The 23737-nt window shown below is 70.5% G+C and carries 22 protein-coding genes and 1 pseudogene; 6 read left to right on the forward strand and 17 right to left on the reverse strand.

Features of this window, described 5'->3' with window-relative positions:
• Positions 1–8 precede the first annotated feature (8 nt).
• The gene (locus tag R0146_RS14820; RefSeq protein ID WP_317690623.1) at positions 9–251 is read right to left on the reverse strand and encodes a hypothetical protein; all 243 of its coding nucleotides are present in this window, start codon (positions 249–251) and stop codon (positions 9–11) included.
• Entirely contained in the window at positions 252–1034 is a 783-nt protein-coding gene (locus R0146_RS14825; RefSeq protein ID WP_317690624.1) for an ABC transporter ATP-binding protein, read from the reverse strand.
• A 191-nt stretch (positions 1035–1225) separates the two neighbouring features.
• Between R0146_RS14825 and R0146_RS14830 the strand changes: the two genes are divergently transcribed.
• Entirely contained in the window at positions 1226–1978 is a 753-nt protein-coding gene (locus tag R0146_RS14830; protein WP_317690625.1) for an Rv1486c family protein, read from the forward strand.
• A gap of 631 nt (positions 1979–2609) precedes the next feature.
• Here the strand turns inward: R0146_RS14830 and fabI are convergent.
• Entirely contained in the window at positions 2610–3380 is a 771-nt protein-coding gene (fabI, locus tag R0146_RS14835; protein ID WP_317690626.1) for an enoyl-ACP reductase FabI, read from the reverse strand.
• Between the two features lie 76 nt (positions 3381–3456).
• The gene (gene fabG, locus R0146_RS14840) at positions 3457–4185 is read right to left on the reverse strand and encodes a 3-oxoacyl-[acyl-carrier-protein] reductase (RefSeq protein ID WP_317690627.1); all 729 of its coding nucleotides are present in this window, start codon (positions 4183–4185) and stop codon (positions 3457–3459) included.
• Between the two features lie 173 nt (positions 4186–4358).
• On the opposite strand from fabG, the gene R0146_RS14845 reads away from it, so the two are divergent.
• Positions 4359–4856 (forward strand): DUF3099 domain-containing protein, encoded by a 498-nt coding sequence (locus R0146_RS14845; protein WP_317690628.1) that lies wholly within the window; start codon positions 4359–4361, stop codon positions 4854–4856.
• A gap of 132 nt (positions 4857–4988) precedes the next feature.
• Here the strand turns inward: R0146_RS14845 and moaA are convergent, their stop codons facing one another.
• Positions 4989–6014 carry a GTP 3',8-cyclase MoaA gene (gene moaA / locus R0146_RS14850; RefSeq protein ID WP_317690629.1) on the reverse strand — a complete coding sequence of 342 codons (1026 nt, stop codon included), beginning with the start codon at positions 6012–6014 and terminating at the stop codon, positions 4989–4991.
• Positions 6015–6125: 111 nt separating this feature from the next.
• On the opposite strand from moaA, the gene R0146_RS14855 reads away from it, so the two are divergent.
• From R0146_RS14855 to R0146_RS14865, 3 genes are all read left to right on the forward strand, one after another.
• On the forward strand, positions 6126–6443 hold the full coding sequence (locus R0146_RS14855) for a DUF6457 domain-containing protein (protein WP_317690630.1): 318 nt from the start codon (positions 6126–6128) through the stop codon (positions 6441–6443).
• A gap of 77 nt (positions 6444–6520) precedes the next feature.
• Positions 6521–7408, forward strand: a complete 888-nt coding sequence (locus R0146_RS14860) for an SURF1 family cytochrome oxidase biogenesis protein (protein WP_317690631.1) — start codon at positions 6521–6523, stop codon at positions 7406–7408.
• Positions 7409–7415: 7 nt separating this feature from the next.
• Complete coding sequence (locus tag R0146_RS14865; RefSeq protein ID WP_317690632.1) at positions 7416–8354, forward strand: putative RNA methyltransferase; 939 nt, start codon at positions 7416–7418, stop codon at positions 8352–8354.
• A 269-nt stretch (positions 8355–8623) separates the two neighbouring features.
• Here the strand turns inward: R0146_RS14865 and R0146_RS14870 are convergent, their stop codons facing one another.
• The 12 genes and pseudogenes from R0146_RS14870 to R0146_RS14925 all read right to left on the reverse strand — a co-directional run bounded on the left by R0146_RS14870 (position 8624) and on the right by R0146_RS14925 (position 22716).
• Entirely contained in the window at positions 8624–10504 is a 1881-nt protein-coding gene (locus R0146_RS14870; RefSeq protein ID WP_317690633.1) for an ABC transporter ATP-binding protein, read from the reverse strand.
• Positions 10505–10506: 2 nt separating this feature from the next.
• Positions 10507–11139 carry a helix-turn-helix domain-containing protein gene (locus R0146_RS14875; RefSeq protein WP_317690634.1) on the reverse strand — a complete coding sequence of 211 codons (633 nt, stop codon included), beginning with the start codon at positions 11137–11139 and terminating at the stop codon, positions 10507–10509.
• Between the two features lie 207 nt (positions 11140–11346).
• Positions 11347–12948, reverse strand: a complete 1602-nt coding sequence (locus R0146_RS14880) for an ABC-F family ATP-binding cassette domain-containing protein (protein ID WP_317690635.1) — start codon at positions 12946–12948, stop codon at positions 11347–11349.
• 39 nt (positions 12949–12987) lie between these two features.
• Positions 12988–14466 (reverse strand): acyltransferase family protein, encoded by a 1479-nt coding sequence (locus R0146_RS14885; RefSeq protein ID WP_317690636.1) that lies wholly within the window; start codon positions 14464–14466, stop codon positions 12988–12990.
• 229 nt (positions 14467–14695) lie between these two features.
• On the reverse strand, positions 14696–15028 hold the full coding sequence (locus R0146_RS14890; RefSeq protein ID WP_317692430.1) for a metal-sulfur cluster assembly factor: 333 nt from the start codon (positions 15026–15028) through the stop codon (positions 14696–14698).
• Between the two features lie 347 nt (positions 15029–15375).
• Positions 15376–15867 (reverse strand): annotated as a pseudogene (sufU, locus tag R0146_RS14895) (Fe-S cluster assembly sulfur transfer protein SufU); the annotation flags it as partial.
• Positions 15864–17210, reverse strand: coding sequence for a cysteine desulfurase (locus R0146_RS14900; RefSeq protein WP_317690637.1), 1347 nt, complete (start codon positions 17208–17210; stop codon positions 15864–15866). The gene R0146_RS14900 and the pseudogene sufU, both read right to left, overlap by 4 nt.
• Positions 17203–17970: a Fe-S cluster assembly ATPase SufC gene (sufC, locus tag R0146_RS14905; protein WP_317690638.1), complete on the reverse strand. Its 768-nt coding sequence runs from the start codon at positions 17968–17970 to the stop codon at positions 17203–17205. The genes R0146_RS14900 and sufC overlap by 8 nt, the downstream gene beginning before the upstream one ends.
• 52 nt (positions 17971–18022) lie before the next feature.
• Positions 18023–19237: a Fe-S cluster assembly protein SufD gene (sufD, locus tag R0146_RS14910; RefSeq protein WP_317690639.1), complete on the reverse strand. Its 1215-nt coding sequence runs from the start codon at positions 19235–19237 to the stop codon at positions 18023–18025.
• A 95-nt stretch (positions 19238–19332) separates the two neighbouring features.
• Positions 19333–20766 (reverse strand): Fe-S cluster assembly protein SufB, encoded by a 1434-nt coding sequence (gene sufB, locus R0146_RS14915; RefSeq protein ID WP_317690640.1) that lies wholly within the window; start codon positions 20764–20766, stop codon positions 19333–19335.
• Between the two features lie 4 nt (positions 20767–20770).
• Positions 20771–21643: a helix-turn-helix transcriptional regulator gene (locus tag R0146_RS14920; protein WP_317690641.1), complete on the reverse strand. Its 873-nt coding sequence runs from the start codon at positions 21641–21643 to the stop codon at positions 20771–20773.
• 239 nt (positions 21644–21882) lie between these two features.
• On the reverse strand, positions 21883–22716 hold the full coding sequence (locus tag R0146_RS14925) for an alpha/beta fold hydrolase (RefSeq protein WP_317690643.1): 834 nt from the start codon (positions 22714–22716) through the stop codon (positions 21883–21885).
• Between the two features lie 281 nt (positions 22717–22997).
• Between R0146_RS14925 and R0146_RS14930 the strand changes: the two genes are divergently transcribed.
• A complete protein-coding gene (locus R0146_RS14930) occupies positions 22998–23681 on the forward strand; it encodes an ABC transporter ATP-binding protein (RefSeq protein ID WP_317692431.1) in 684 nt (227 codons plus the stop codon).
• Positions 23682–23737 lie beyond the last annotated feature (56 nt).

Here is a 23737-nt window from a genome sequence, read left to right on the forward strand (position 1 = left end):
GACGGCGCTCAGGAAGTCCTGGGTCGCAGCACCATCCAGAAGGTCCACACCGCGACGACCGCCACCACCGGGGCGAGCCACCAGGTGCCGGGGGCCACCGCGGCGGCCACCGCACCGAACGCGCACCCGGCGGCGCAGGCCAGCGCCCGCCGGTCGCGTTGGAGGAGTTCGATCATCAGGGCGAGGACCACACCGGTGATCCACAACGCCCAGATGTTCAGGAAGAACCAGTCCTGCAGGTGCATCGACATCTAACGCGCCCTCGCGGTGAAGCGGCCCTGGCTCATGATCAGCCGCAACGGCATCTCGAAGGTCTCGCTCATCAGCGGCTCGGTCAGCACCTCACGCACCGGCCCGGCGGCGACGATCCGGCCCTTCTTCAACAGCAGCGCATGGGTGACACCCTGCGGGATCTCCTCCACATGGTGGGTCACCATGATGCTCGCCGGTGCCAGCGGGTCGTTAGCCAGGTGACCGAGCAGGGTGACCAACCGCTCGCGTCCACCGAGGTCGAGTCCCGAGGCCGGCTCGTCGAGGAGCAACAGCTCCGGGTCGACCATCAGGCCGCGGGCGATCTCGACCCGCTTGCGCTCCCCCGAGCTGAGGGTGCCGAACGTACGATCCCGCAACGCCAGCATCCCGAAACGGTCGAGCAGCGCGTCGGCCCGCTCGTGGTCGAAGCTCTCGTACTCCTCGTGCCAGCGGCCGACCACGGCGTACGCCGCGGAGACGACGAGGTCGTGCACGGTCTCCCCGTACGGCACCCGCTCCTGGAAGGTCTGCGACACCAGACCGATGCGCGGGCGCAGGTCGAAGACGTTCACCGCACCGAGGACCTCGTCGAGCACTCCCGCCATACCGCCGGTCGGGTAGAGGTCGCCGGTCAGCAGCCGCAGCAGTGTGGTCTTGCCGGCGCCGTTGGCGCCGAGGACGACCCAGCGATCCGTCTCCCCGACCTGCCAGTTGATGTTCTCCAGCAACATCGTGTTGCCGCGCCTCACGCTCACATCGACCAGATCCACCACAGCGACCATGCCCACGAACCTACATGTCCCGACGCCCCTGCACGTGCCCGGCTCGCCACGCGTACGGCACCCTTCCGGCGGCCCCGTCGACGGGTCCGCGCGACTGCCTGCGCCCTCCGGGCAGCTGCCGACGAAGCGCTTCGTCGGCCGATGGCACAGGATCGACGAGACGGGGCAGGAGGCTGACGTACGGTGGGCGGGTGCCCCTGCTCGCCGCGATCCGTCTGGTGACGACCCTCAACGTGCTGCGCCACGGTCCCGCGACCGGGGCCGCCGCGTCGTCGGCCCCGAGTGTCGAGGTGGCAACACGGATGGTCATCGACGGCGATGCCGCCCACCACGTCAGCGACCCCGACGCGCTCCTGGGACTGTCCGACGAAGGGTCGAGTCCGCTGGACGAGGCGATGCCGGCGGCATTGGCCCACACCGTCGAGGACTGGATCCTGGCGCTCCCTCGTCCCGGTCGACTGGGTCCCCTGCGGGGCCCCTTGTCCTTCACCCGGGCCGCGCTCGACGCCGGGGCGGCGGTGATCCCGCGCACCGGTGGCGCCGGGTGGATCCCCACCCGCGTCGGCCCGGCGATCCAGTGGCTGCTGGTGCCTGCCGAGCGCCCGTTCCCCCCGGTCTCCTCGGCGGAGACCGAACACGCCCTGGCCGACGCCATGCGGGCGGCCACCGGCGACCTCGACCGGCTCGGGATGGTGTCGGGGCGCCGGCCCGCGGGCGACGGTGCGGCGCTGCCGGCCGCCTATCCCAGCCGGCAGCGCAACGCCGCCGCCCGGGCGTTGCGCCTGGTCGAGGCCTGCGAAGCCGGTCTGGCCGACGAATCCGGCCTGTTGCACGTCCACGCCGCCGAGCTCCGGGCGCAGGCCCTGCGAGCCTTGCTGAACGCCGCCCTGGACAGCCTCGAGGCATCCTGCGCCTGGCCGCCCGCCGATGCCGATGTCGCTTGAGGCAATCGGCTGAGGCGGTTCGGCCTGCCCCACCTCGCTCCGTATGCCCGGCCTCGCGCCTGCACGCTGGGCCGGGACTCGGCCCGAGCCTCACTATGCCCGGCCTCACGCCTGCACGCTGGCCCGGACTCGGCCTGAGCCTCACCTCGTTCCCCGTACGCCCGGCATCACCCCCGCACATTGGCATGCCCGAACTCGAACTCGGCCCGCTCCCCGCCCCCCACTCATGCGTTGTGCTCATGCGTTGGTGCGTGAAGACCAGCACGAACGCATGAACACAACGCATGACCAGACGACACGGCATGACCAGACGACAGGGCATGAACGGGCTGGGGACCTGAAGCCTGAGGACGACCGGGGAGACTGAGCCCGAGGAACAACTCGGAGAGCCGAGGCCGAGGGACCGCCCCCTGAAGCCAGCGCCCCGAAGAACCGGGCACCCGAGGAGCCTGTCGACGCCTTCCTGATGGTGCGATGGTCCCGGACGGGCTCGGCCCGTCCACCCCGAGACGGGGCGCACGGGCCGAGAACGACGGGCCGGGTCGAAGAAGCGGATCAACCGGCAGGTGGATCACATCCCTGGGCCCGTCCCGCAGACTGCGGAGCCGGTCGAACAGAGAGGCAAAAGGACTCAGGCGCCGGTCGCGTGCAGACCGCCGTCGACGTGGATGACCTCGCCGGTGGTCATCGGGAACCAGTCGGAGAGCAGGGCGACAACGGCCTTGGCCGTGGCGGTCGCGTCGGTCGGATCCCAGCCGAGCGGCGCCCGGTCGGCCCACACGTCGTTGAACTCGTTACCGCCCGGGATGGCCTTCTTGGCGAGGGTGTCGATCGGGCCGGCCGACACCATGTTGGTCCGGATCCCGTCGGCCCCGACGTAGCGGGCCATGTAGCGGCTGGCGGCCTCCAGCGCGGCCTTGGCGACGCCCATCCAGTCGTACGTCGGCCAGGCGACCGACCCGTCGAAGGTGAGGCCGACGACGCTGGCCGGGCCGGTGATCAGCGGCTTGCAGGCCCGCACCAGCGAGACCAGCGAGTACGAGGACGTGTGCAGCGCGGTCGCGACGTCGTCCCACTCGGTGGTCATGAAGCCACCCCCGAGAGCGGTCTGCGGATTGGCGTACGCGATCGCGTGCACGATGCCGTCGATCCGGTCGACGTGCTCACCCAGCACGCCCGCCAGGCCGGCCAGCTGGTCGGCATCGGTGACATTGAGTTCCAGCACCGGGGGCACCGGATCCAGCTTCTGGACGACCCGGCGGGTGAGGCTCATCGCCCGGCCGAAGTTGGAGACGATGACCGTCGCGCCCTCCGCCTGGGCGATCTCCGCCACCTTGTAGGCGATCGAGGTGTTCATCGTCACGCCGGTGACGAGGATGTTCTTGCCGTCGAGGATTCCCATGCCGTGCTCCTGTCTGCTGTCAGTGCCCATGCGGTGTATCAGTGCCCGTGCGGTGTATCAGTGCCCGTGCGGTGTATCAGTGCCCCATGCTGAGGCCGCCGTCGACCGGCAGCACGGCTCCGGAGATGTAACCGGCGGCGTCCGAGGCCAGGAAGGTGACCGCGGCGGCGATGTCGTCGACCTCGCCGAGGTGGCCGACCGGGATCTGCGCGGCATACTTCGCGACCAGGTCATCACCCAGCTCCGCCGTCATGTCGGTGCGGACGAATCCGGGGGTGACGACGTTCGCGGTGATCCCGCGCGACCCCAGCTCGCGTGCCACCGAACGGGCCAGCCCGACCAACCCTGCCTTGGAGGCCGCGTAGTTCACCTGTCCGGCGCCGCCCATCAGGCCGACGACCGAGGAGATCAGGATGACGCGCCCGAAGCGGGCCTTCATCATCGCGCGGGCCGCGCGGCGTACGACCCGGAAAGTGCCGGTGAGATTGGTGTCGATGACCGCATCCCAGTCGTCGTCCTTCATCCGCATCAGCAGGGTGTCGCGGGTGATGCCGGCATTGGCGACCAGCACCTCGACCGGGCCGAGCTCCTTCTCCACCGTGCTGAAGGCCGCCTCGACCTGGTCCTGGTCGGTGATGTCGCAGGGCACCCCGAACACGCCCTCGGGCACCTCCCCCGTGCGCGAAGTCGCGGCCACGCGGTAGCCCTCGGCGCTCAGCCGAGCGGCGATGGCCCGCCCGATGCCACGATTGCCGCCGGTGACGAGGGCGACCCGGCCCGCCGGGGCCTCAGATGCTGTGCTCACCGGGCACACGCTAGCAGCGCGGCGGAGGCCGGCCGCGTCGTCGGTCACACAAGAAACCCGTCCGATTTCTGTCCGCGCTGTCGAGGCATCGCCGGAAAACAGGAGGAAGGCCGACGCCACCGGGCCCTCCTCGAGCGCTGTCGGCCGCTGGACCGGCCGCCTATAGTGACGGAGTGGCAAGGTCAGCGGACCGACGGCGGCGGACCGGCAGGCACCGTCCGGCGCTGATCACCAGCGCCCCGCACAGCCCTGAGGAAGACCTCAACCGCCGCCAGATGGAGTACCTGGCGATGATGTCGCTGCGGGTCGCCTGCTTCATCGCCGCGGTGTTCCTGCACGGCGTGTGGCGCTGGATCGCCGTTGCCGGCGCGGCGTTCCTCCCGGCCATCGCGGTCGTCATCGCCAACGCCGTCGACCTCCGGCTCAACAAGGGCCAGGATCTGCCGGACGTGCCCCCCGAGGAGCCGCAGCGCCCCGAACTGGAGGGGCCCGACCGTACGACCCCGCTGATCATTCCCGGAGAATCGGAGCCGCTCCGCGGGAACGGCACGCCGCCGCCCACTTCCGGTGAACCGCAACCCGGTCGGCCCGAAGCTGCCGGGACCGAGGACGATCCCGAGAGCGCGGGCCCCGAGGACACTGCGCCAGGTGCGGACGGTCCGGCCGGCTGAGCACCCGGCACGTACGTCCTACCCATCCGGACATTTCGCCTACCCGTCCGGACATTTCGCCCGGCACGTACGTCCTGCCGTCCGCACCCCGAAGCCCGGTTCGCCCACCGGCACGAGGTGCCGTCAGAGGCGTCAGCCGCCGATCGCCGACATCGGCCGATCGGGCTGCAGGAAGCTCGGATCGTTGATGCCGTGGCCGGGCAGCTTCACGGCCACCGCCCGCGCCCACTGCTCGGCGATCTCCTCGTCACCGGCGCCGGAGCGCAGCAGTGTCCGCAGGTCGTCCTCGGTGCGGGAGAAGAGGCAGTTGCGGATCTGCCCGTCGGCGGTCAGCCGGACCCGATCGCAGGCCCCGCAGAACGGCCGCGACACGGAGGCGATGATGCCGACCACCTGATCGGTGTCCCCCACCCGGAACAGCTCGGACGGCGCGCTCCCCCGGCTCCGGCCCTCGGCCGCGACCGGACGAAGTCGGCGCCCCGCCAGCGCCGCGAGCACCTCGGCGGCCGTGACCATCCGGTCGCGTCGCCAGCCGTGCTGGGCGTCCAGCGGCATCTGCTCGATGAACCGCAGCTCGACCCCCTCGCGTCCGGCCCAGTCGACCAGGGCCGGCGCCTCGTCGTCGTTGATCCCCCGCATCAGCACCGCGTTGATCTTCACCGGCGCCAGCCCGGCCGCCTTCGCCGCCCTGATGCCGTCGAGCACGTCGGCATGTCGGCGGCGACGGGTCAGTGTCCGGAAGCGGTCCGGGTCGAGCGTGTCGAGGGAGATGTTGATCCGGTCCAGACCGGCCGACCGCAGCCCATCGACGCGCCCGGCGAGTCCGATGCCGTTGGTGGTCAGGGCGATGGTCGGACGCGGCCGCAGGTCTGCGATCGCGGCGACGATCTGCACCAGGTCCGGTCGCAGCAACGGCTCGCCGCCGGTGAGTCGTACGGAACTGATCCCGAGCCGCTCCACCCCGATCCGGACCAGCCTGACCAGTTCGTCGTGGGTGAGCAGGTCGTCGCTCGGCATCCAGTCCAGCCCCTCGGGGGGCATGCAGTACGTACACCGCAGGTTGCAGCGGTCGGTGAGGGAGACGCGCAGGTCCGTGGCGACCCGCCCGTGGGCGTCCGCCAGCGGCAGCATCGTTCGTACGGTCCCGGGCCGAGGCATGAGTGGAGTGTAGGCCAGTGCCCCTACTGGTCATCCAGCAGGACCCCGGTCGAACCCGACCGGACGGCCCATGCCATGATCGAGGCACACCGACGCAGCTGGAGGAGAACGATGACGGAGGAGTGGGCGAGCCTCAAGGACTGGATCGACATCCTGGCCCATCACATCGACACCGATGACTTCGAGCTGAGCAAGGACGACATCCTGACCATCCTCGACCTGGCGCGGGACGCGTCGCACCAGGTCGAACGCGCAGCCTCCCCGCTGACGCTGTTCCTGGTCGGTGTGGCGGTCGGGCGCGGCGGCAGCCTCGGCAAGGTGGCCGCCCAGACGACCGCCCTGGTGCTCAGCCTCGACGACCGGACGAACGAGGCCGCGGACACCGCCGACGACGAGTCGGACGACGAGGTCGACACCGACATCCAGTAGTCCGCCGGACGCGGCCCGGTCGTCATCCGACGGGACGCCGGACCGAGCGGACCGCGACCGCCGACTACCCTCGGGGGGTGGCAACGTACTGGAAGCGCTGGGTCGGACTGGTCATCTTCGCCGCCGTCCTGGTGACGGCGTTCGTCCGGCTCGGTGACTGGCAGCTGGATCGGCTCGAGCAGAAGCGCACCCGCAACGCCACCATCGTCGCCCAGCAGCAGGCCCCGGTCGCGACCTTCGACGAGGTCTTCGGTGGGCCGATCACGCCGGACAAGCAGTATCGACGGGTCCGGGTCGAGGGCACCTTCGATGCCGCCCACCAGGTGCAGGTGCGCTACCGCACCAACAACGGCGACACCGGCTACGAAGTCGTCGCACCGCTGCAGACCACCAGCGGCCAGTGGCTCCTCGTCGACCGCGGATTCGCCGCCCGGCCAAGCGCCGGACCGTTGCCCGCCGCCACCGCGATCCCCGCCCCGCCCACCGGTGTGGTGACCATCGAGGGGTACGTGATGGTCGACGAACCGGGCCAGCCGGACGCCATCGTCCCGGCCGAGGGCTCGACCCGGCTGGTCAATCCGGCCGCGATCGCCACCTGGTCGGGCCGCCCCCTCGTCGACGGCTACCTGAACGCCACCTCGATCACCCCGGCGCAGGGCGGCGGGCTCGGGCCGGTCGCCCTGCCGGAACTGAGCGAAGGCCCCCACCTGTCGTACGCGATCCAGTGGTTCTGCTTCGCGGCGATCGGCGTCGGCGGCACCTTCATCCTGATCGGCAAGGACGCTCGCGAGATCCTCACCGGCCGGCGCCGCCGGCGGGCCCGGGCGGAGGCCGCGACCGGCGACTCTGCCGGACCGACCGGAGCGACCACCGGTCCCGCCTCCGACGAGGTGCCGACCGCCGAGTCCGCGTCCGCCCGCACTGCTGCGGGTTCCGGCACGGCGACGGCCGGCTCCGACCGCTGAGCCCGGCGTGCTGACCGACGTCGCCGAGCTGCTGCGCTGCCCGCAGTGTCCCCCGGCGGAGGAGAACGGGCTGGTCCTCGATGGACGTACGCTGCGCTGCCCGCGCGGCCACAGCTTCGACGTCGCCAAGCAGGGCTACGTCAATCTGTTGGCCGGGGGCGTGCCGCGGCATGCCGACACCCCGGCGATGGTGGCCGCCCGCGAGCGGTTCCTCGGCACCAGGGCGTACGGTCCGATCCGTGATGCCGTACGCTTCGCCGCCCGGCGCCCGGATGACTCCAGCGGGCCGCTCACCCTGGTGGAGGCCGGCGCAGGAACCGGCTACTACCTGACCGGCTGCCTGGCCGACGACGACCGCGGGATCGCCTTGGACATCTCACCCGCCGCCGCCCGGCGGGCCTCCCGTGCCCATCCCCGGATCGGAGCGGTGGTGGCCGACACCTGGGCAGGTCTGCCGGTCCGCAGCGGTGTCGTCGACGTGCTGCTCGCGGTCTTCGCGCCGCGCAACCCCGCCGAGTTCGCCCGGGTCCTCGCGCCGCAGGGGCGGGTGCTGGTGGTCACGCCGTTGCCCCAGCACCTGGCCGGCCTGCGGTCCGCACTGCATCTGCTCGACATCGAGCACGACAAGGGGTCCCATCTGCTGGAGCGGATGGCCGGGCACCTCGACCTGGTCGCCGGCACCGACATCCGCTTCACCGCTCGGCTGTCCCCCGCCTCCGTCGCGGATCTGGTCGGGATGGGGCCGAACGCGTTCCATGTGACCTCGCGGGACGGTGGCCCGACCACGTCGGCGGGTCCGCGGGACGGTGGCCCGACCACGTCGGACGATCCGACGGCCCGGCCCCACAGCGCCACCCCATCCGCGACTGATCGGCTCGACGACGAGGTCGCCGTCGAGGTCGCCGTCGAGGTCGCCGTACGCCTCTGGGAGTTCGTCCGAGCCTGACCTGAGCCGATCTCAGTCGCACAACGTGAGCCGAATCTGGCCCCTCATGCACTGCGGTGCGGACGCCTTGGCCGGAGAACGGCGCCATCACGTGGGTCGCGACCAACGGACGGATCCTCTGGCCGGCTGAGCCGCCAGATTCGGCTCACCCGTCATAGGGCAACTCGGCCAAGACGTTGAGTCGGCCGGGAAGCAAGGTCGGCCCGACGCTTAGTCGGCCGGGAAACAAGGTCGGCCGGACGCTGAGTCGGCCGGCCGGGGAGCCGAAGTCAGCCGGCCGGCGTGCCGGCGCTGCGATCCGGCGCGGCGAACTGGGTGCGATAGAGCTCCGCGTACGCCCCGTCGCGGTCGAGCAGCTCGGTGTGGGTGCCGCGCTCGACGATCCGGCCGTCCTCCACCACCAGGATCTGGTCGGCGCCCCGGATGGTGGACAGCCGGTGCGCCACCACGAGGCTGGTCCGCTGCTCCATCGCCACGTCCAGGGCGCGCTGCACGGCGGCCTCGGAGTCCGAGTCGAGATGGGCGGTCGCCTCGTCGAGGACGACGATCGGCGGTGCCTTGAGCAGCAGCCGGGCGATCGCCAGGCGCTGCCGTTCACCACCGGAGAGCCGGTAGCCCCGCTCCCCCACCAGGGTGTCCAGTCCCTCGGGCAGCCGGCGGACCAGGTCGGCGATGTGCGCTGCTTCGAGCACCTGCCACAGCTCCTCGTCGGTCGCCTCGGGCCGCGCGTAGCACAGGTTCTCCCGCACTGTGTCGTGGAACATGTGGGCGTCCTGGGTGACATAGCCGACCGCCTCCTGCAGGGCTGCGGTCCGCAGGTCCCGGACGTCGATCCCGCCGACCCGGACGGTGCCGCCGGTGACGTCGTAGAGCCGGGCGACCAGGTGAGTCAGGGTCGTCTTGCCCGAGCCGGAGTGCCCGACGATCGCGGTGGTGCTGCCCGGCGCCACCCGGAAGCTGATTCCCTTCAGCACCGGCGTGCCCGGGACGTGTTCGGGCACGGCGACCGATTCCAGTGAGGCGAGCGAGACGTCCTCGGCGCGCGGGTAGGCGAACCGTACGTCCTCGAACTCGACCGAGGCTTCACCGCTGAGCGGACGGGCGTCCTTCTTCTCGGCGATCGCCGGGCGCAGGTCGAGGATCTCGAACACCCGCTCGAAGGAGACCAGCGCTCCCATCACGTCGATCCGCAGGTTCGTCAATGCGGTGAGCGGGCCGTAGAGCTGGCCGAGCAGCCCGGCGAGCGCCGTCAGGGTGCCGACGGTCAGCCTGCCGTCGACCGCCATCGAGCCGCCCACCCCGTACACCAGTGCCGTGGCGAGCGCGGCGACCAGGGTCAGAGTGGTGATGAAGAAGCGCCCGTTGAGAGCCATCGCGACCGACACGTCGCGGACGCTGGCGGCCCGGGCCGCGAACCGGTCGTGCTCCTCGGTCGGCCGGCCGAACAGCTTCACCAGCAGCGCGCCGGAGACCGAGAACCGCTCGGTCATCGTCGCCGACATCTCGGCGTTGTCGCTCATCTGGCGGCGGGTGAGGTCGGCGAGCTTGCGGCCGACCAGCCGGGCGGGGATGACGAACAGGGGCAGCAGCACCAGTGCCCCGACGGTGACCTGCCAGCTGAGCGTCAGCATCGCCGCCAGGGTGAGGACGAGCCCGAAGACGTTCGACACCGTTCCGGACAGGGTCGAGGTGAAGGCCCGCTGGGCGCCGATCACGTCGGAGTTGAGCCGGGAGACCAGCTTGCCGGTCTGCGTACGGGTGAAGAAGGCCAGCGGCATCCCGGACACATGGTCGAAGACGGCCGTCCGCAGGTCGTAGATCAGGCCCTCACCGATCTTCGCCGAGCACCACCGTTGCAGCAGCGCGAAGGCCGCGTTGACCACCGCGATGCCGACCACGACGAGCGCCGTCGTCACGACCACCGCGCGGTCATGGGCGAGCACGCCCTGGTCGATGATCTCGCGGAACAGCAGCGGGGGCGCCACCCCCAGGGCGGCCTGCACGATCACCACGGCGACGAAGACGCCGATCAGGCTCCAGAAGGGGCGGGCGTACGCCACCACGCGGCGGAAGGTGCCCTTGGAGAGCTTCTGATCGCCGAGGGCGTCGCCCTTCGTCATCTGCCGCATGACGTGGCCGGGGGTTGACATGCTCACTGGTGACCGGACTTCTTCGAGTGCTTCTTCTTGTCTGTCTTCTTCGCCGAGGACTTCTTCCCGCCGGAGCCGTCGCCGGCGGCCGCCGCGTCCCCGGCTGCTGCCCGGCGCTGCTTGCGGCGCGCCTTGACGGTGGCCGCCGCCAGCTCCTTCTCCCGGGCCTTGTCCTTCTTCTTGACCAGGATCCGCAGCGGCGGTGTCGGCAGGCCCCAGTCGGTCAACGGCGCCGGCGACCGATCGAGGTCGCGGGACGGATCGTGGGGATCGGCCTCGGTCGGCGGATCGTACGCAGAGCTGGGATCGGGATCCGGCTGGGGTGCAGAGCCGGGAGCCGGGTCGGCGGCGGGATCGATCTCGGCGGCGAGAGCGAGTCCGGCCGGGACGGCACCGGTGCTTGATCGCGGGCCGACGGCGCCGCGGCGGCGCAGCGCCACCCCAGCCTCCCGGAGCAGACCCTCGACGAGACTCTCGGCGTAGCCGGCTTCGGCGGCGAGTGCTGAGATCGACTCGCCCGCCCGGTAGCGACGTACGAACACGAGCATCAGCCGTTCGCGCTCCTCACCCGAGATGCGCGACCCCCTGGCGCCCGGTATCATGCCGCCTCCTGCCTCGTCCGACTGGACGCCCATGCTAGCAGCGGGCCCTCGGACCACCCGGTCGTCGACCGCGGGCCCGCCACCCCGCCCAGGGCACCCGGCATCCACGGAACGGGGAGGGTGCGTCGGCGCGCTGTCCGACCCGTACGCGCTGTCCGACCCGGGCGTCCTGTCCGACCCGGGTGTCCTGTCCGACCCGGGCGTCCTGTCCCGCCGTCCGGGCCCGGGCCCATCGCCACGTCAGGCCAGCGAGATCAGCTCGGCGTACTCCGGGCTCCACAGGTCCTCGTCGCCGTCGGGCAGCAGCAGCACCCGATCGGGGTCGAGCGCCTCGACCGCACCCTCGTCGTGGGTGACCAGCACGATCGCCCCGGCGTACGTGTTGATGGCGCTGAGCACCTCGGCGCGCGACGCCGGATCCAGGTTGTTGGTCGGCTCGTCGAGGAGCAGCACGTTGGCTGCCGAGACCACCAGCATCGCCAGAGCCAGCCGGGTCTTCTCGCCGCCGGACAGCACGCCGGCCCGCTTCTCGACGTCGTCACCGGTGAACAGGAACGAACCGAGGATCTTGCGCACCTCGGTGTTGTTGAGGTCCGGTGAGGCCGACACCATGTTCTCCAGGACCGTACGGGACACGTCGATGGTCTCGTGCTCCTGGGCGTAGTAGCCGATCCGGGCACCGTGGCCGAGCACCACCTGGCCGGTGTCCGGCTCCTCGAGCCCGGCGAGCATCCGCAGCATGGTGGTCTTGCCGGCGCCGTTGAGACCGAGGATGACGACCTGGGATCCCTTGTCGATCGCCAGGTCGACGCCGGTGAAGACTTCCAGCGAACCGTACGACTTGGAGAGGTTCTCCGCACGGATCGGCGTCTTGCCGCACGGGGCGGGCTCCGGGAAACGGATCTTCGCCACCCGGTCGGCCTGCCGTTCCTCCTCCAGACCGGCCAACAGCTTCTCGGCGCGGCGGGCCATGTTCTGCGCGGCGACGGCCTTGGTCGCCTTGGCACGCATCTTGTCGGCCTGGGCCATCAACTGGTCAGCCTTGCGCTCGGCGTTCTGGCGCTCCCTCTTGCGCCGCGCCTCGTCGGCGGCCCGCTGGGTGAGGTAACGCTTCCAGTCCATCGAGTAGACGTCGAGGACGGCCCGGTTGGCGTCGAGGTGGAAGACCTTGTTGACGGTCGCCTCGAGCAGGTCCGTGTCGTGGGAAATCATCAGCAGCGCCCCGGAGTAGCTCTGCAGGAAGCCACGCAGCCAGATGATGGAGTCGGCGTCCAGGTGGTTGGTCGGCTCGTCGAGCAACAGCGTGTCGGCCTGGGAGAAGAGGATCCGGGCCAGCTCGACGCGGCGTCGCTGGCCGCCGGAAAGGGTCTTCAACTGCTGGCCCAGCACCCGGTCCGGCAGCGCCAGGTTCGCAGCGATCCGGTGCGCCTCCGACTCCGCCGCGTAGCCGCCGGCGGTGAGGAACTGGGTCTCGGTCTTGGCGTACGTGGCCATCGCCGCGTTGCGGACGTCGTCGTCGGTGGCTTCGGCCATCGCGGTCTCGGCGGCCTTCATCCGGCGCAGGATGTGGTCCAGGCCGCGGGCGCCGAGGATCCGGTCGCGGACCAGTTCCTCGGGCTCGCCGGAGCGCGGATCCTGCGGCAGGTAACCGATCTGTCCGGTGCGCTGCACCTCACCGGCGGCTGGCAGCGACTCGCCGGCCAGGATCTTGGTCATGGTGGTCTTGCCGGCACCGTTGCGGCCGACCAGGCCGACCTTGTCGCCGGGTGCGACCTGGAAGGAGACGGGCTCGAGAAGGAGACGGGCTCCGGCACGGACTTCGAGATCGCGGACAATCAGCACCGCGCCATCTTATGCCCGCCGACAAAGGGGGCCCGCCGTTCAGACCCGCGGATGGAAGAGCTGTCGGCGGGACGCCGGCAGGTCGCTCGCCAGCCGGACCGACCAGGCACCGACCATGAACAACAACACCCCCAGGGTCGCGGCCGGCGCCTGCGGATGCAGCACCATGCCCTGGCGGCGGATGATCTCCAGCCCGACCAACAACAGGGCCACACCGTAGAGGGCGAGCCGTCCGGACTGGCGGGCGCCCAGCGGCGGGATCAGCGCCCGCTCGACCCGGCCGATCAGCGGCACCAGCGCGATCAACAGCGGGATCGACACCAGCCAGTACATCGGCGTGGTGAGCAGGAATGGGATCGGATGGCCCACCGCCATGCTGGGCAGCAGCAGCAGCCCGACCGCCGCCGCGATGATCGGGATGTGCCACAGGTAGATCGTCATGGCCAACGCATTCACGACGGCCAGCACCCGCTGCAGCCATCCGGCCCGGCGCAACCGGTCCCCGACGAGGTGTTCGGTGAGCGCCAGCAGGGCGAACTCGGCCAGCGCCAGCAGGGCCATCGGGGTGGTGGGCGGCACCAGGTTCGAGGTGTCCTGGTCGCCGATACCGACGGCGGACACCGGATAGGGCGCAAGCAGGAGCAGAGCCACGATCCCGGCGGCCGCGCTGGCGGCGATCACCAGGCTGCGGCGGACCAGACCGGGCAGGACCTGACCACGCCCGACCCGATGGCGCCCGACCCGACCGGACCCGATCTGACCGGCCCCGATCTGACCGACGACAGGTGGCCCGACCGGGCCGTCCGCGATCCCGCTGCCCTCGATCCCGCTGCCCTCGATCCCGCTGCCCTCGATCCCGCTGCCTGCTGGCCCGGGGCGCAGCCAGCCGCGGGCGTAGCCGATGCCGAGCTGGTGGGCGAAGAGCCAGACGAAGAGGTGGTTGAGCTCGCGGACCTCGGGGTCCCCGGTGAGGAAGGTCGCTGCGTCGACCAGCAGCGCACCGGCCAGCAGCACGATCGGGACCTGCACCCCCCACCGGTCGTGTGCCCGCACCATCAACGGGGCGACCAGCACGATGACGAGGTACGCGGAGATGAACCACAGCACCCGGGTGGCCATCAGGCTGAGGTACTGCGCGACCGGTAGCTGCCCCAGCCAGGCGAGGACGGTGGCCGTGATGGTCACGAACCCCATGTAGACGGTCAGCGGGCCGATCAGCCGGCGGGCCCGCTCCGCGAGGTAATGACCGTACGGATGTCCCTCCCGGACCACCCGCTCGACGACCTGGACGTTGGCGAAACCGCCCGCGACGAAGAACAGTGGCATCACCTGGAGGAACCAGCTGCCGATCCAGCCGGCAGGGCCGACCGTCCGCATCGTCAGGGTCAGGTGCGGTGAGCGGCCGGGCCCCATCGTCATCGCCAATTGGAAGTAGGACAGGTGGAACCACACCACGATGAGGATGGCCAGCGCCCGGGCGAGGTCGACCGGAACGTTGCGCGGTCGCCGATCGGTCATGGCACCTACGGTCTCAGACATTGATCCAAAAGTCTGCGCTCGGCCGCGGAGAGAACCCTCCGCGCCGAGCGCACGGAAGACACCGCGCATCGTGCCCGGTGCGGCCGGCGCCGCGGGCGCCGCGGGCGCCGACGGTCACCCACGCAGATGCACCCCGTGGTGACCATTCGTTCGGGGTCGCCCACGAACGAATGACTACCACGGGGTGCATCCGCATCTGACTGATGAGCTAGACGTTGAAGCCCATCGCCCGCAGCTGGTCACGACCGTCGTCGGTGATCTTCGCCGCGGTCCACGGCGGCATCCACACCCAGTTGATGTGCAGGGCGTTGACCATGCCCTCGAGAGCGGCTTCCGCCTGGTCCTCGATCATGTCGGTCAGCGGACAGGCGGCACTGGTCAGGGTCATGTCGACGACGACGCTGGTGTCCTCCTCGACGTGGACGCCGTAGATCAGGCCCAGGTCGACGACGTTGATCCCGAGCTCGGGGTCGACGACGTCCTTGAGCGCCTCGAGCACCTCGTCCTCGGACAGCCGCGACACCGCCGCCGCGCCGATCACGGCGGGGGCATCCTGGGCCCCGGATACCGAAGCGGTCCCGGGTTCCGAAGCGGAGGTGGACTCCGACGCCGGCTGGACGGGAATGTCGGACGGGATCCCGGACGGACCCGCGGCGGGTCCGGCGTCCGCGGGCGGGACGTCGCCGGCCGGCGTGACCGGTGTCGTCGGGGCATCGCCCATCAGTTCACGGTCCCGCACCATGTCTGCGGGGCTCTCGGCGCGTTCGGTCATACCCGGTCCTCCTTCGTGGCGGGTTGGCTCAGAGTGGGGACACTCGTCACGTGCTGCGTTGCGGTGTCCACAGTGTCCACAGCGTCCCCGGCGTGCACTTCCACGGCGACCGTCGCTGCCTCAGTCGCAGTCTCGGTCGCGGCCGCGGTCATCCCAGCCGACGGTGCCTCCGTCGTGGCGGTCGCGCGCATCAGCGCGTCGCGCAGCGCCGACCAGCTCAGCAGCGCGCATTTGACCCGGGCCGGGAACTTCGAGACGCCGGCGAAGGCGATGCCGTCCTCGAACTCGTCCTCGTCGGGCTCGATCCGGCCCTGCGACTCCATCATCTCCTTGAAGTGCTGGTAGAGCACCTGGGAGCCCTCGATGCTGCGCCCGATCACCAGGTCGGTCATCACCGACGTGGAGGCCTGGGAGATCGAGCAGCCCTCGCCGTCGTACGACACGTCGGTGATGGTGTCGCCGTCGAGAGCGACCCGCAGGGTGAGTTCGTCGCCACAGCTCGGGTTCACGTGGTGCACCTCGGCGGCGTACGGGTCACGCAGGCCGCTGTGATGCTTCTCCTTGTAGTGGTCCAGGATGATCTCCTGGTACATCTCCTCGACGTTCACGCGCGCTCCCTGTGGCGGGTCCGCGAGGCGGACCGCGGCCGGTTGAAGAAGTCCCGGGTGTGATCGAGCGCCTCGGCCAGCGCCTCGATCTCCTGTTCGGTGGTGTAGAGGTAGAACGACGCCCGGGTCGACGACTGGACACCGAACCGGTCGTGCAGCGGTCGGGCGCAGTGGTGCCCGCCACGCACCGCGACACCGCGCGCGTCGAGCAACGTCATCACATCGTGCGGGTGCACACCTTCCAGGCTGAACGAGATCGCCCCGCCCCGGTCGACCGCCTCGGTCGGCCCGAGGATCCGCAGGCCCCGCACGTCGGCCAGCCGCTTCAGGGCGTACGCCGTGATGTGCTGCTCGTGGGCGGCGATCCGGTCCATCCCGATGCCGTTCAGGTAGTCGATGGCGGCCGCCAGCATCACCGTCTCGGCGATCGGCGGGGTGCCGGCCTCGAACCGGTACGGCGGCGGGGCGTACGTCGACCCCTCCATCCGGACCACCTCGATCATCTCGCCCCCGCCGAGGAACGGCGGCAGCTGTTCGAGCAGGTCGTAGCGGCCCCAGAGCACGCCGAGCCCGGTCGGGCCGACCATCTTGTGAGCGGTGAAGGCGACCATGTCGGCCTCCCACGCCTGCACGTCGGTCGCCAGTTGCGGCACCGACTGGGAGGCGTCGACCACCAGCACCGCGCCGACGGCATGGGCCATCCGGGCGACGGTGCTGACCGGGTTGAGGGTGCCGAGCACGTTCGACTGGCGGGTGATCGCGACGACCTTGGTCCGCTCGTTGACCAGGCCTTCGGCCTCGGCTTTCACCAGGTCGAGTCGGCCCTCCTCGGTCACGTCGAACCAGCGCAGGGTGGCGCCGGTGCGCTGGCAGGCCAGCTGCCACGGCACGATGTTGGAGTGGTGCTCCATCACGGAGATCACCACCTCGTCGCCGGGGCCCAGCCGCGAGCCGAGGGTGTGCGCGGCGAGGTTGAGCGCCTCGGAGGCGTTCTTGGTCCAGATCACCTCACGGGCCTCGGCGGCGCCGATGAAGTCGGCGACCTTCGCCCGGGCGCTCTCGTACGCCGCGGTGGCCTCCCCGCCGAGCAGGTGCATGGCCCGGGCGACGTTGGCGTTGTGGTGGGCGTAGAAGTCGGTGATCGCCTCGATCACCTGGCGCGGCTTCTGCGAGGTGTTCGCCGAGTCGAGGTAGACCAGCGGCCGGTCGCCGACCGTACGCTCCAGCACCGGGAAGTCCCGGCGGACGGCCGCGACGTCGTACGCGTCGACCGCCGCACGCACGCCGCCCGCCCCGCTCACCGGACCGCCGCTCACCGCATCGGAAGCCAGGGTGTCAGGCATCGACCCGAGCCGCCTTCACGTACTTGTCGTAGCCCTCCGCCTCGAGCTCCTCGGCCAGCTCCGGGCCGCCCTGGGTGACCATGTGGCCGTCGACGAAGACGTGCACCACGTCGGGCTTGATGTAGCGCAGGATGCGCGTGTAGTGGGTGATCAGCAGCACGCCGCGGTCGCCCTGCTGGATGAACCGGTTGACACCCTCGGAGACGACCCGCAGGGCGTCGATGTCGAGGCCGGAGTCGGTCTCGTCGAGGATGGCGACCTTGGGGTTGAGCAGCTCGAGCTGGGCGATCTCGTGGCGCTTCTTCTCGCCACCGGAGAAGCCCTCGTTGACCGAGCGCTGCGCGAAGGTGGGGTCGAGGTCCATCCGGCCCAGCGCCTCGGTGACTTGCTTGGTCCAGGTGCGGATCTTCGGCGCCTGGCCGTCGACCGCGGTCTTGGCGGTCCGCAGGAAGTTCGCGACCGAGACGCCGGGCACCTCGACCGGATACTGCATCGCCAGGAACAGGCCGGCGCGGGCCCGCTCGTCGACGCTCATTGCGAGGATGTCGGCGCCGTCGAGCGTCACGGTGCCACCGGTGACGGTGTACTTCGGATGCCCGGCCAGCGTGTAGGCCAGGGTCGACTTGCCGGAGCCGTTCGGGCCCATGATCGCGTGGGTCTGGCCGGAACGGATGGTGAGGTCGACGCCCTTGAGGATGGGCTTGGGACCGGATTCGGTCTCCACCTGGACGTGCAGGTCGTGGATCTCGAGGGTTGCCATGGGGTGGTCTCCTGTGTGCGGGACGTCTGGGAAGGGAAGTCGGAAGGGACGATCAGGCCTGCGGCGGGGCACCGACGGTCGCCGCGAGCTCTGCGGTGACGGCCTCCAGCAGGCGCTGTTCGATGTCGGGGACGCCGATCTTGGCGATGATCTCGGTGAAGAAGCCGAACACCACCAGGCGACGGGCCTCCGCCTCCGGGATGCCGCGGCTCTGCAGGTAGAACAGGTGCTCGTCGTCGAACCGGCCGGTGGTGGCCGAGTGGCCGGCGCCGGCGATCTCGCCGGTCTCGATCTCCAGGTTGGGCACCGCGTCGGCCCGGCAGCCGTCGGTGAGCACCAGGTTGCGGTCCGACTCGTACGTGTCGATGCCTTCGGCGGTCTTGCGGATCAGCACGTCGCCGACCCACACGGTGTGCGCGCCCTTGCCCTGCAGTGCGCCGCGGTAGTCGACCCGGGACACCGACTTGGGGGTGGCGTGGTCGACCAGCAGCCGGTGCTCGAGATGCTGGCCGGCATCGGCGAAGTAGACGCCGTACTGGTGCAGCTCGCCGCCCACCCCGGCGTAGTCGGTGGTCTGGGTGAGCCGGACCAGGTCGCCGCCGAGGGTGGCGGTCACCGCGGTCACCGACGCGTCCCGGCCGACCTCGACCGAGGTCTGGCCGGTGTGCACCGCATCGTCGTCCCACAGCTGCAGCTCGACCAGGTTGACCGTGGCGCCCTCGCCGACCAGCACCGAGACGTACGCGTCGTACGTCGCCGACCCGAAGTGCTCCAGAGCGATGGTGGCCTTGGCGTGGTGCCCGACGGTGATCACCAGATGCTCGTGCACCACCGCGTCGACGCTCTCACCGGTGAGGGTGAGGATCACCGGCGCAGCGAGCTCCGCCTCGGCCGGGATGTCGACCCGGACCGCCCCGTCGGCGTTCGCCGCCGCGAGGACCGCGAGCCGGTCCATCGGCGCCCGACCGCCGAGAGCACGGGCCTCCTCGCCGGTGATCCGGGTCAGCGTGACACCTTCGGGCAGGCTGGTCTGCCACTGCAGCCGGTCACCGGTGGCGTCGGCCTCCAACAGCCCGCGCAGCCGCTTCAGCGGGGTGAACCGCCAGATCTCCTCGCGCCCCTTGGGGACCGGGAAATCGGCGACGTCCCACGACGGTGTGGCGTGCAGATGGGAGGCGATCTTCGGCAGACGCGGGACGCGCAGCGCGGGCGCGGCGGCGGTCAGGCCGTTGGACGTGCCTTCGGCGGACAGGCCTTCAGTGGACAAGCCTTCATTGGACGCGGTATCGACGGACAAGGGTCACTCTCTTCGATGCGTACGGGGGCGTACGGGACGTACGGGGGGACGGACCGGCCGGCGGGTCAGCCGACGGCGCCTTCCATCTGCAGCTCGATCAGACGGTTGAGTTCCAGGGCGTACTCCATCGGCAGCTCCTTGGCGATCGGCTCGATGAAGCCGCGCACGATCATCGCCATCGCCTCGTCCTCGGCCATGCCGCGCGACATCAGGTAGAACAGCTGGTCCTCGGAGACCTTCGACACCGTCGCCTCGTGGGCCATCGACACGTCGTCCTCGCGGATGTCGACGTACGGGTAGGTGTCGGAGCGGGAGATGGTGTCGACCAGCAGCGCGTCACAGCGCACCGACGACTTGGCGTTGTGGGCGCCCTCCTCGACCTGCACCAGGCCGCGGTAGGAGGACCGGCCACCGCCGCGAGCGACGGACTTGGAGATGATCGAGCTGGAGGTGTTCGGCGCCAGGTGGACCATCTTGGAGCCGGTGTCCTGGTGCTGTCCCTCGCCGGCGAAGGCGATCGACAGCGTCTCGCCGCGGGCGTGCTCGCCCATCAGGTAGACGGCCGGGTACTTCATGGTGACCTTCGACCCGATGTTGCCGTCGATCCACTCCATCGTCGCGCCCTCCTCGCAGGTGGCGCGCTTGGTGACGAGGTTGAAGACGTTGTTCGACCAGTTCTGGATGGTCGTGTAGCGCACCCGGGCGTTCTTCTTGACGATGATCTCGACCACGGCGGAGTGCAGCGAGTCCGACTTGTAGATCGGGGCGGTGCAGCCCTCGACGTAGTGGACGTACGACCCCTCGTCGGCGATGATCAGCGTCCGCTCGAACTGGCCCATGTTCTCGGTGTTGATCCGGAAGTAGGCCTGCAGCGGGATCTCGACGTGGACGCCCTTCGGCACGTAGATGAACGAGCCGCCGGACCACACCGCGGTGTTCAGCGCGGCGAACTTGTTGTCGCCGGACGGGATGACGGTGCCGAAGTACTCCTGGAAGATCTCCGGGTGCTCCTTGAGGCCGGTGTCGGTGTCCAGGAAGATCACGCCCTGGCGTTCGAGTTCCTCGTTGATCTTGTGGTAGACCACCTCGGACTCGTACTGGGCGGCGACGCCGGCCACCAGCCGGGCCTTCTCCGCCTCGGGGATGCCCAGCTTGTCGTACGTGTTCTTGATGTCCGCCGGCAGGTCCTCCCAGGACTGGGCCTGCTTCTCGGTGGAGCGGACGAAGTACTTGATGTTCTCGAAGTCGATGGCGTCGAGCTCGGCGCCCCAGGTCGGCATCGGCTTGCGCTCGAAGAGCTTCAACGCCTTCAGCCGACGCTGCAGCATCCACTCGGGCTCGTGCTTGAGCCCGGAGATGTTCGCCACGACCGCCGGGCTCAGACCACGCTCCGCCGCCGCACCTGCCTTGTCCGGATCGTGCCAGCCGTACTCGTAGTGGCCGAGTGCATCGATCTGCTCGGCCTGGGTGAGCTGCGGCTCGTTGGTCACCTGCGTCATCGGATCAGCCCTCCTGGTGGGTGGCATCGGTGGTCGTCCCCGCGGTGGCGGCGGGCGCCTCGGTGCGGGGGTGGATCTGGGTCGGCGTACGCGTCGCGATCGGCGCATCGGCCGGATGGGTGTGGCGGCGGCCGGAGAGGACCACCGGGTCGGGGATGTGGGTGGTGCACACGCCGTTGCCGTCGGCGATCGTCGCCAACCGCTGGACGTGGACGCCGAGCAGCCGGGAGAACACCTCGGTCTCGGCCGTGCACAGCTCGGGGAACTCCTCGGCGACGTGCGACACCGGGCAGTGGTGCTGGCAGAGCTGCTCCCCGGTCCGGGCCGGCTGCATCGTGGCGACGTAGCCCTGGTCGTTGAGCGCACGGGCGAGTGCGTCCGGGGCGGCGATGGCCTGTCCCTCGGAGGCGGCTTCCTCCAGGATCAGCTGGTAGCGGCGGACGACGTCGGCGACCCGGTCCTCGGCGAACCGCTCGATCGCGGGATCGCCGGCCAGTGCCTGCAGCTGGCGCAGCGCCTGGATCGCCAGCTCGTCGTACGACGAGGGGAAGTGGGTGCGGCCGGCGTCGGTGAGCAGGAAGACCTTCGCCGGGCGTCCACGACCACGGCTGCCGTAGACCCGCTGCTCCTCGCTGCGCAGGTCGCCCTCCTCCTCGAGGACGGCCAGATGGCGACGTACGGCGGCCGGGGTAAGGTCGAGCCGCTCGGCCAGCTGACCCGCCGTGGACGGGCCGTGCTCGAGGATGGAGCGAGCCACCCGCTCCCGGGTCGTCCGCTCGGCGTCGCGCACGCTGGGGATGGGCAGCGTCGTCCGCTCCGTCGCGGTGGGGTGGGGGCTGGTCGGCCCGACGCCACCGGACGGACGCGCGGCGTCCACCCGAGAAGATTTCACAACGCCATTGTTGTCTTAATCAGGTCGAAGTCAAACGCGGGCGTGCCGCCGCCGGATGACGTACGGTGTCGGACGCCCTGCCTCGCTGCCTCGCTGCCCCGCAGCCCCGCAGCCCCGCAGCCCCGCACCAGGCTGACGCCATGGCCATCGGGGCATTGATGCGTTGGGGCCCGGCTCCGGCACGCCCTCGGTGAGCCCTCCGATCACCCCGGGTACCTCCTCGGTCAGGCGGCGCCGTCCAGGAACGACCCGACCAGCGCGGCGAACTCCGCGGCCTTCTCGATCTGGGTCCAGTGCCCGCAGCGACCGAACACGTGCAGCTGGCTGTCGTCGATCCAGTCGAGCAGGGTCAGCGAGGTGGACAGCGGGATGACCTGGTCGTCGCGGCCGTGCACGACCAGGGTGCGGTGCCGGATCGTCCGCACCTCGTCCTCGGTGTGCGCCAGGCCGTCGACACCCCGCTGGCGCGGCGCCGGGAACATGCTGGCGAACGCCTCCTGCACCCCGGGACGGACGCTCGCTTCGTACCGCATCCGGACCAGGTCGTCGCTGATCAGCGCCGGATCGTACGCGAAGGTCTCGCGCATCAGCCGGCCCATGTTCTCGATCGACGGCTGGTAGCCCCAGACCCGGTCCAACCCGTCGGTCAGCTCGAACGGCACCCCGGCGGCCCCCATCAGGATCACCTTGTCGACCCGCTCGGGGTGATGGATGGCGAGCGAGAGGGCCATCGACCCGCCGAACGAGTTGCCGACCACCGAGGCCTTCTCCACCCCGACGGCGTCCATGAAGGCGATCATCTGGTCCAGCCAGAGCTGGCGGCTGTAGATGATGTCGGCCGGCACCTCGGTGTAGCCGAAGCCGGCGAAATCGGGCGCCAGCACCCGGAACCGCGCCGACAACGCCCCGATCAGCAGCCGCCAGTTCGCCCACGCACTGACGCCCGGCCCGGAGCCGTGGAACAACAGCACCGGCGCCCCCTCGCCCACGTCGTGGTAGTTCGTGACGATGTCACCGGTCCGGACGGACCGACCGATCTCGGGGTTCGACTCGCTCATGCTGGGTCCTTTCGGGGCGCGTCCTTGCGCCGTCCGGGGCGTCCTGGGTGTTCGCCGGTCACGCTAGGGGTGCCGGCGGTGGGTGTCCACGGGGGTGACCACCCTCGCGAACGCGGCACACACGGGAGTGCGGCCCATCGAGGCCGGAGGGTCCACGTCGGACTGTGGGCGGGAGGACGCGGACCGTACGGTCCGCCGGGCCTCCCTCACCCGTTTCTCAGGTTCGTCCGTCCTAGACTCGACGGGTGCCCGACTCCCCCGCCGCCCTCGAGATCACCGACATGGTCGTACGCCTCGGCGGGCGCACCGTCATCGACGGCCTCTCGTTGCGTGCCGAACCGGGCCGGGTCACCGCTCTGCTGGGCCCCAACGGCGCCGGCAAGACGACCCTGATCCGCTGCTGCACCGGCATCCTCACCCCTGATTCCGGCACCGTACGGATCCTCGGCGAGGACGCCGCGACAGCCTGCGCGACCGGCCGGGTCGGGATGATGCCGCAGACGACCGGCGCCTGGTCCGGGGTGAAGCCCCTCGAGCTGTTGCACTACCTGGCCTCCTTGCACACCCACCCGCTGCCGATCGAGCCGCTCGCCGAACGCCTCGGCCTGGACGGCTTCGCCTCCACCCCGTACCGGCGGCTCTCCGGCGGTCAGCAGCAGGCGGTCAACCTGGCCGGCGCGCTGGTCGGGCGCCCGGAGTTGGTCTTCCTCGACGAGCCGACGGCCGGGATGGACCCGCATTCGCGCCGCTCGGTCTGGGCGCTGGTGGAAGACCTGCGCGACGCCGGCGTCTCGGTGCTGCTCACCACTCATCTGATGGACGAGGCGGCGACACTGGCCGATCGGATCTGGATCATCGACCACGGCCGGATCGCCCTGTCGGGCACCGTCGGGGAACTGACCGCCGACGGACACTCCCTGGAGGACGTCTTCCTGGCCAACACCGACGCCCGGATGCACCCGTGACCGGCCCGCAGGCGCCGCTCCGCGGCCGGGACACCCAACCGGTCGGCACCGCCCCA

This window comes from Raineyella sp. LH-20 (genome assembly GCF_033110965.1).
Classification (GTDB): domain Bacteria; phylum Actinomycetota; class Actinomycetes; order Propionibacteriales; family Propionibacteriaceae; genus Raineyella.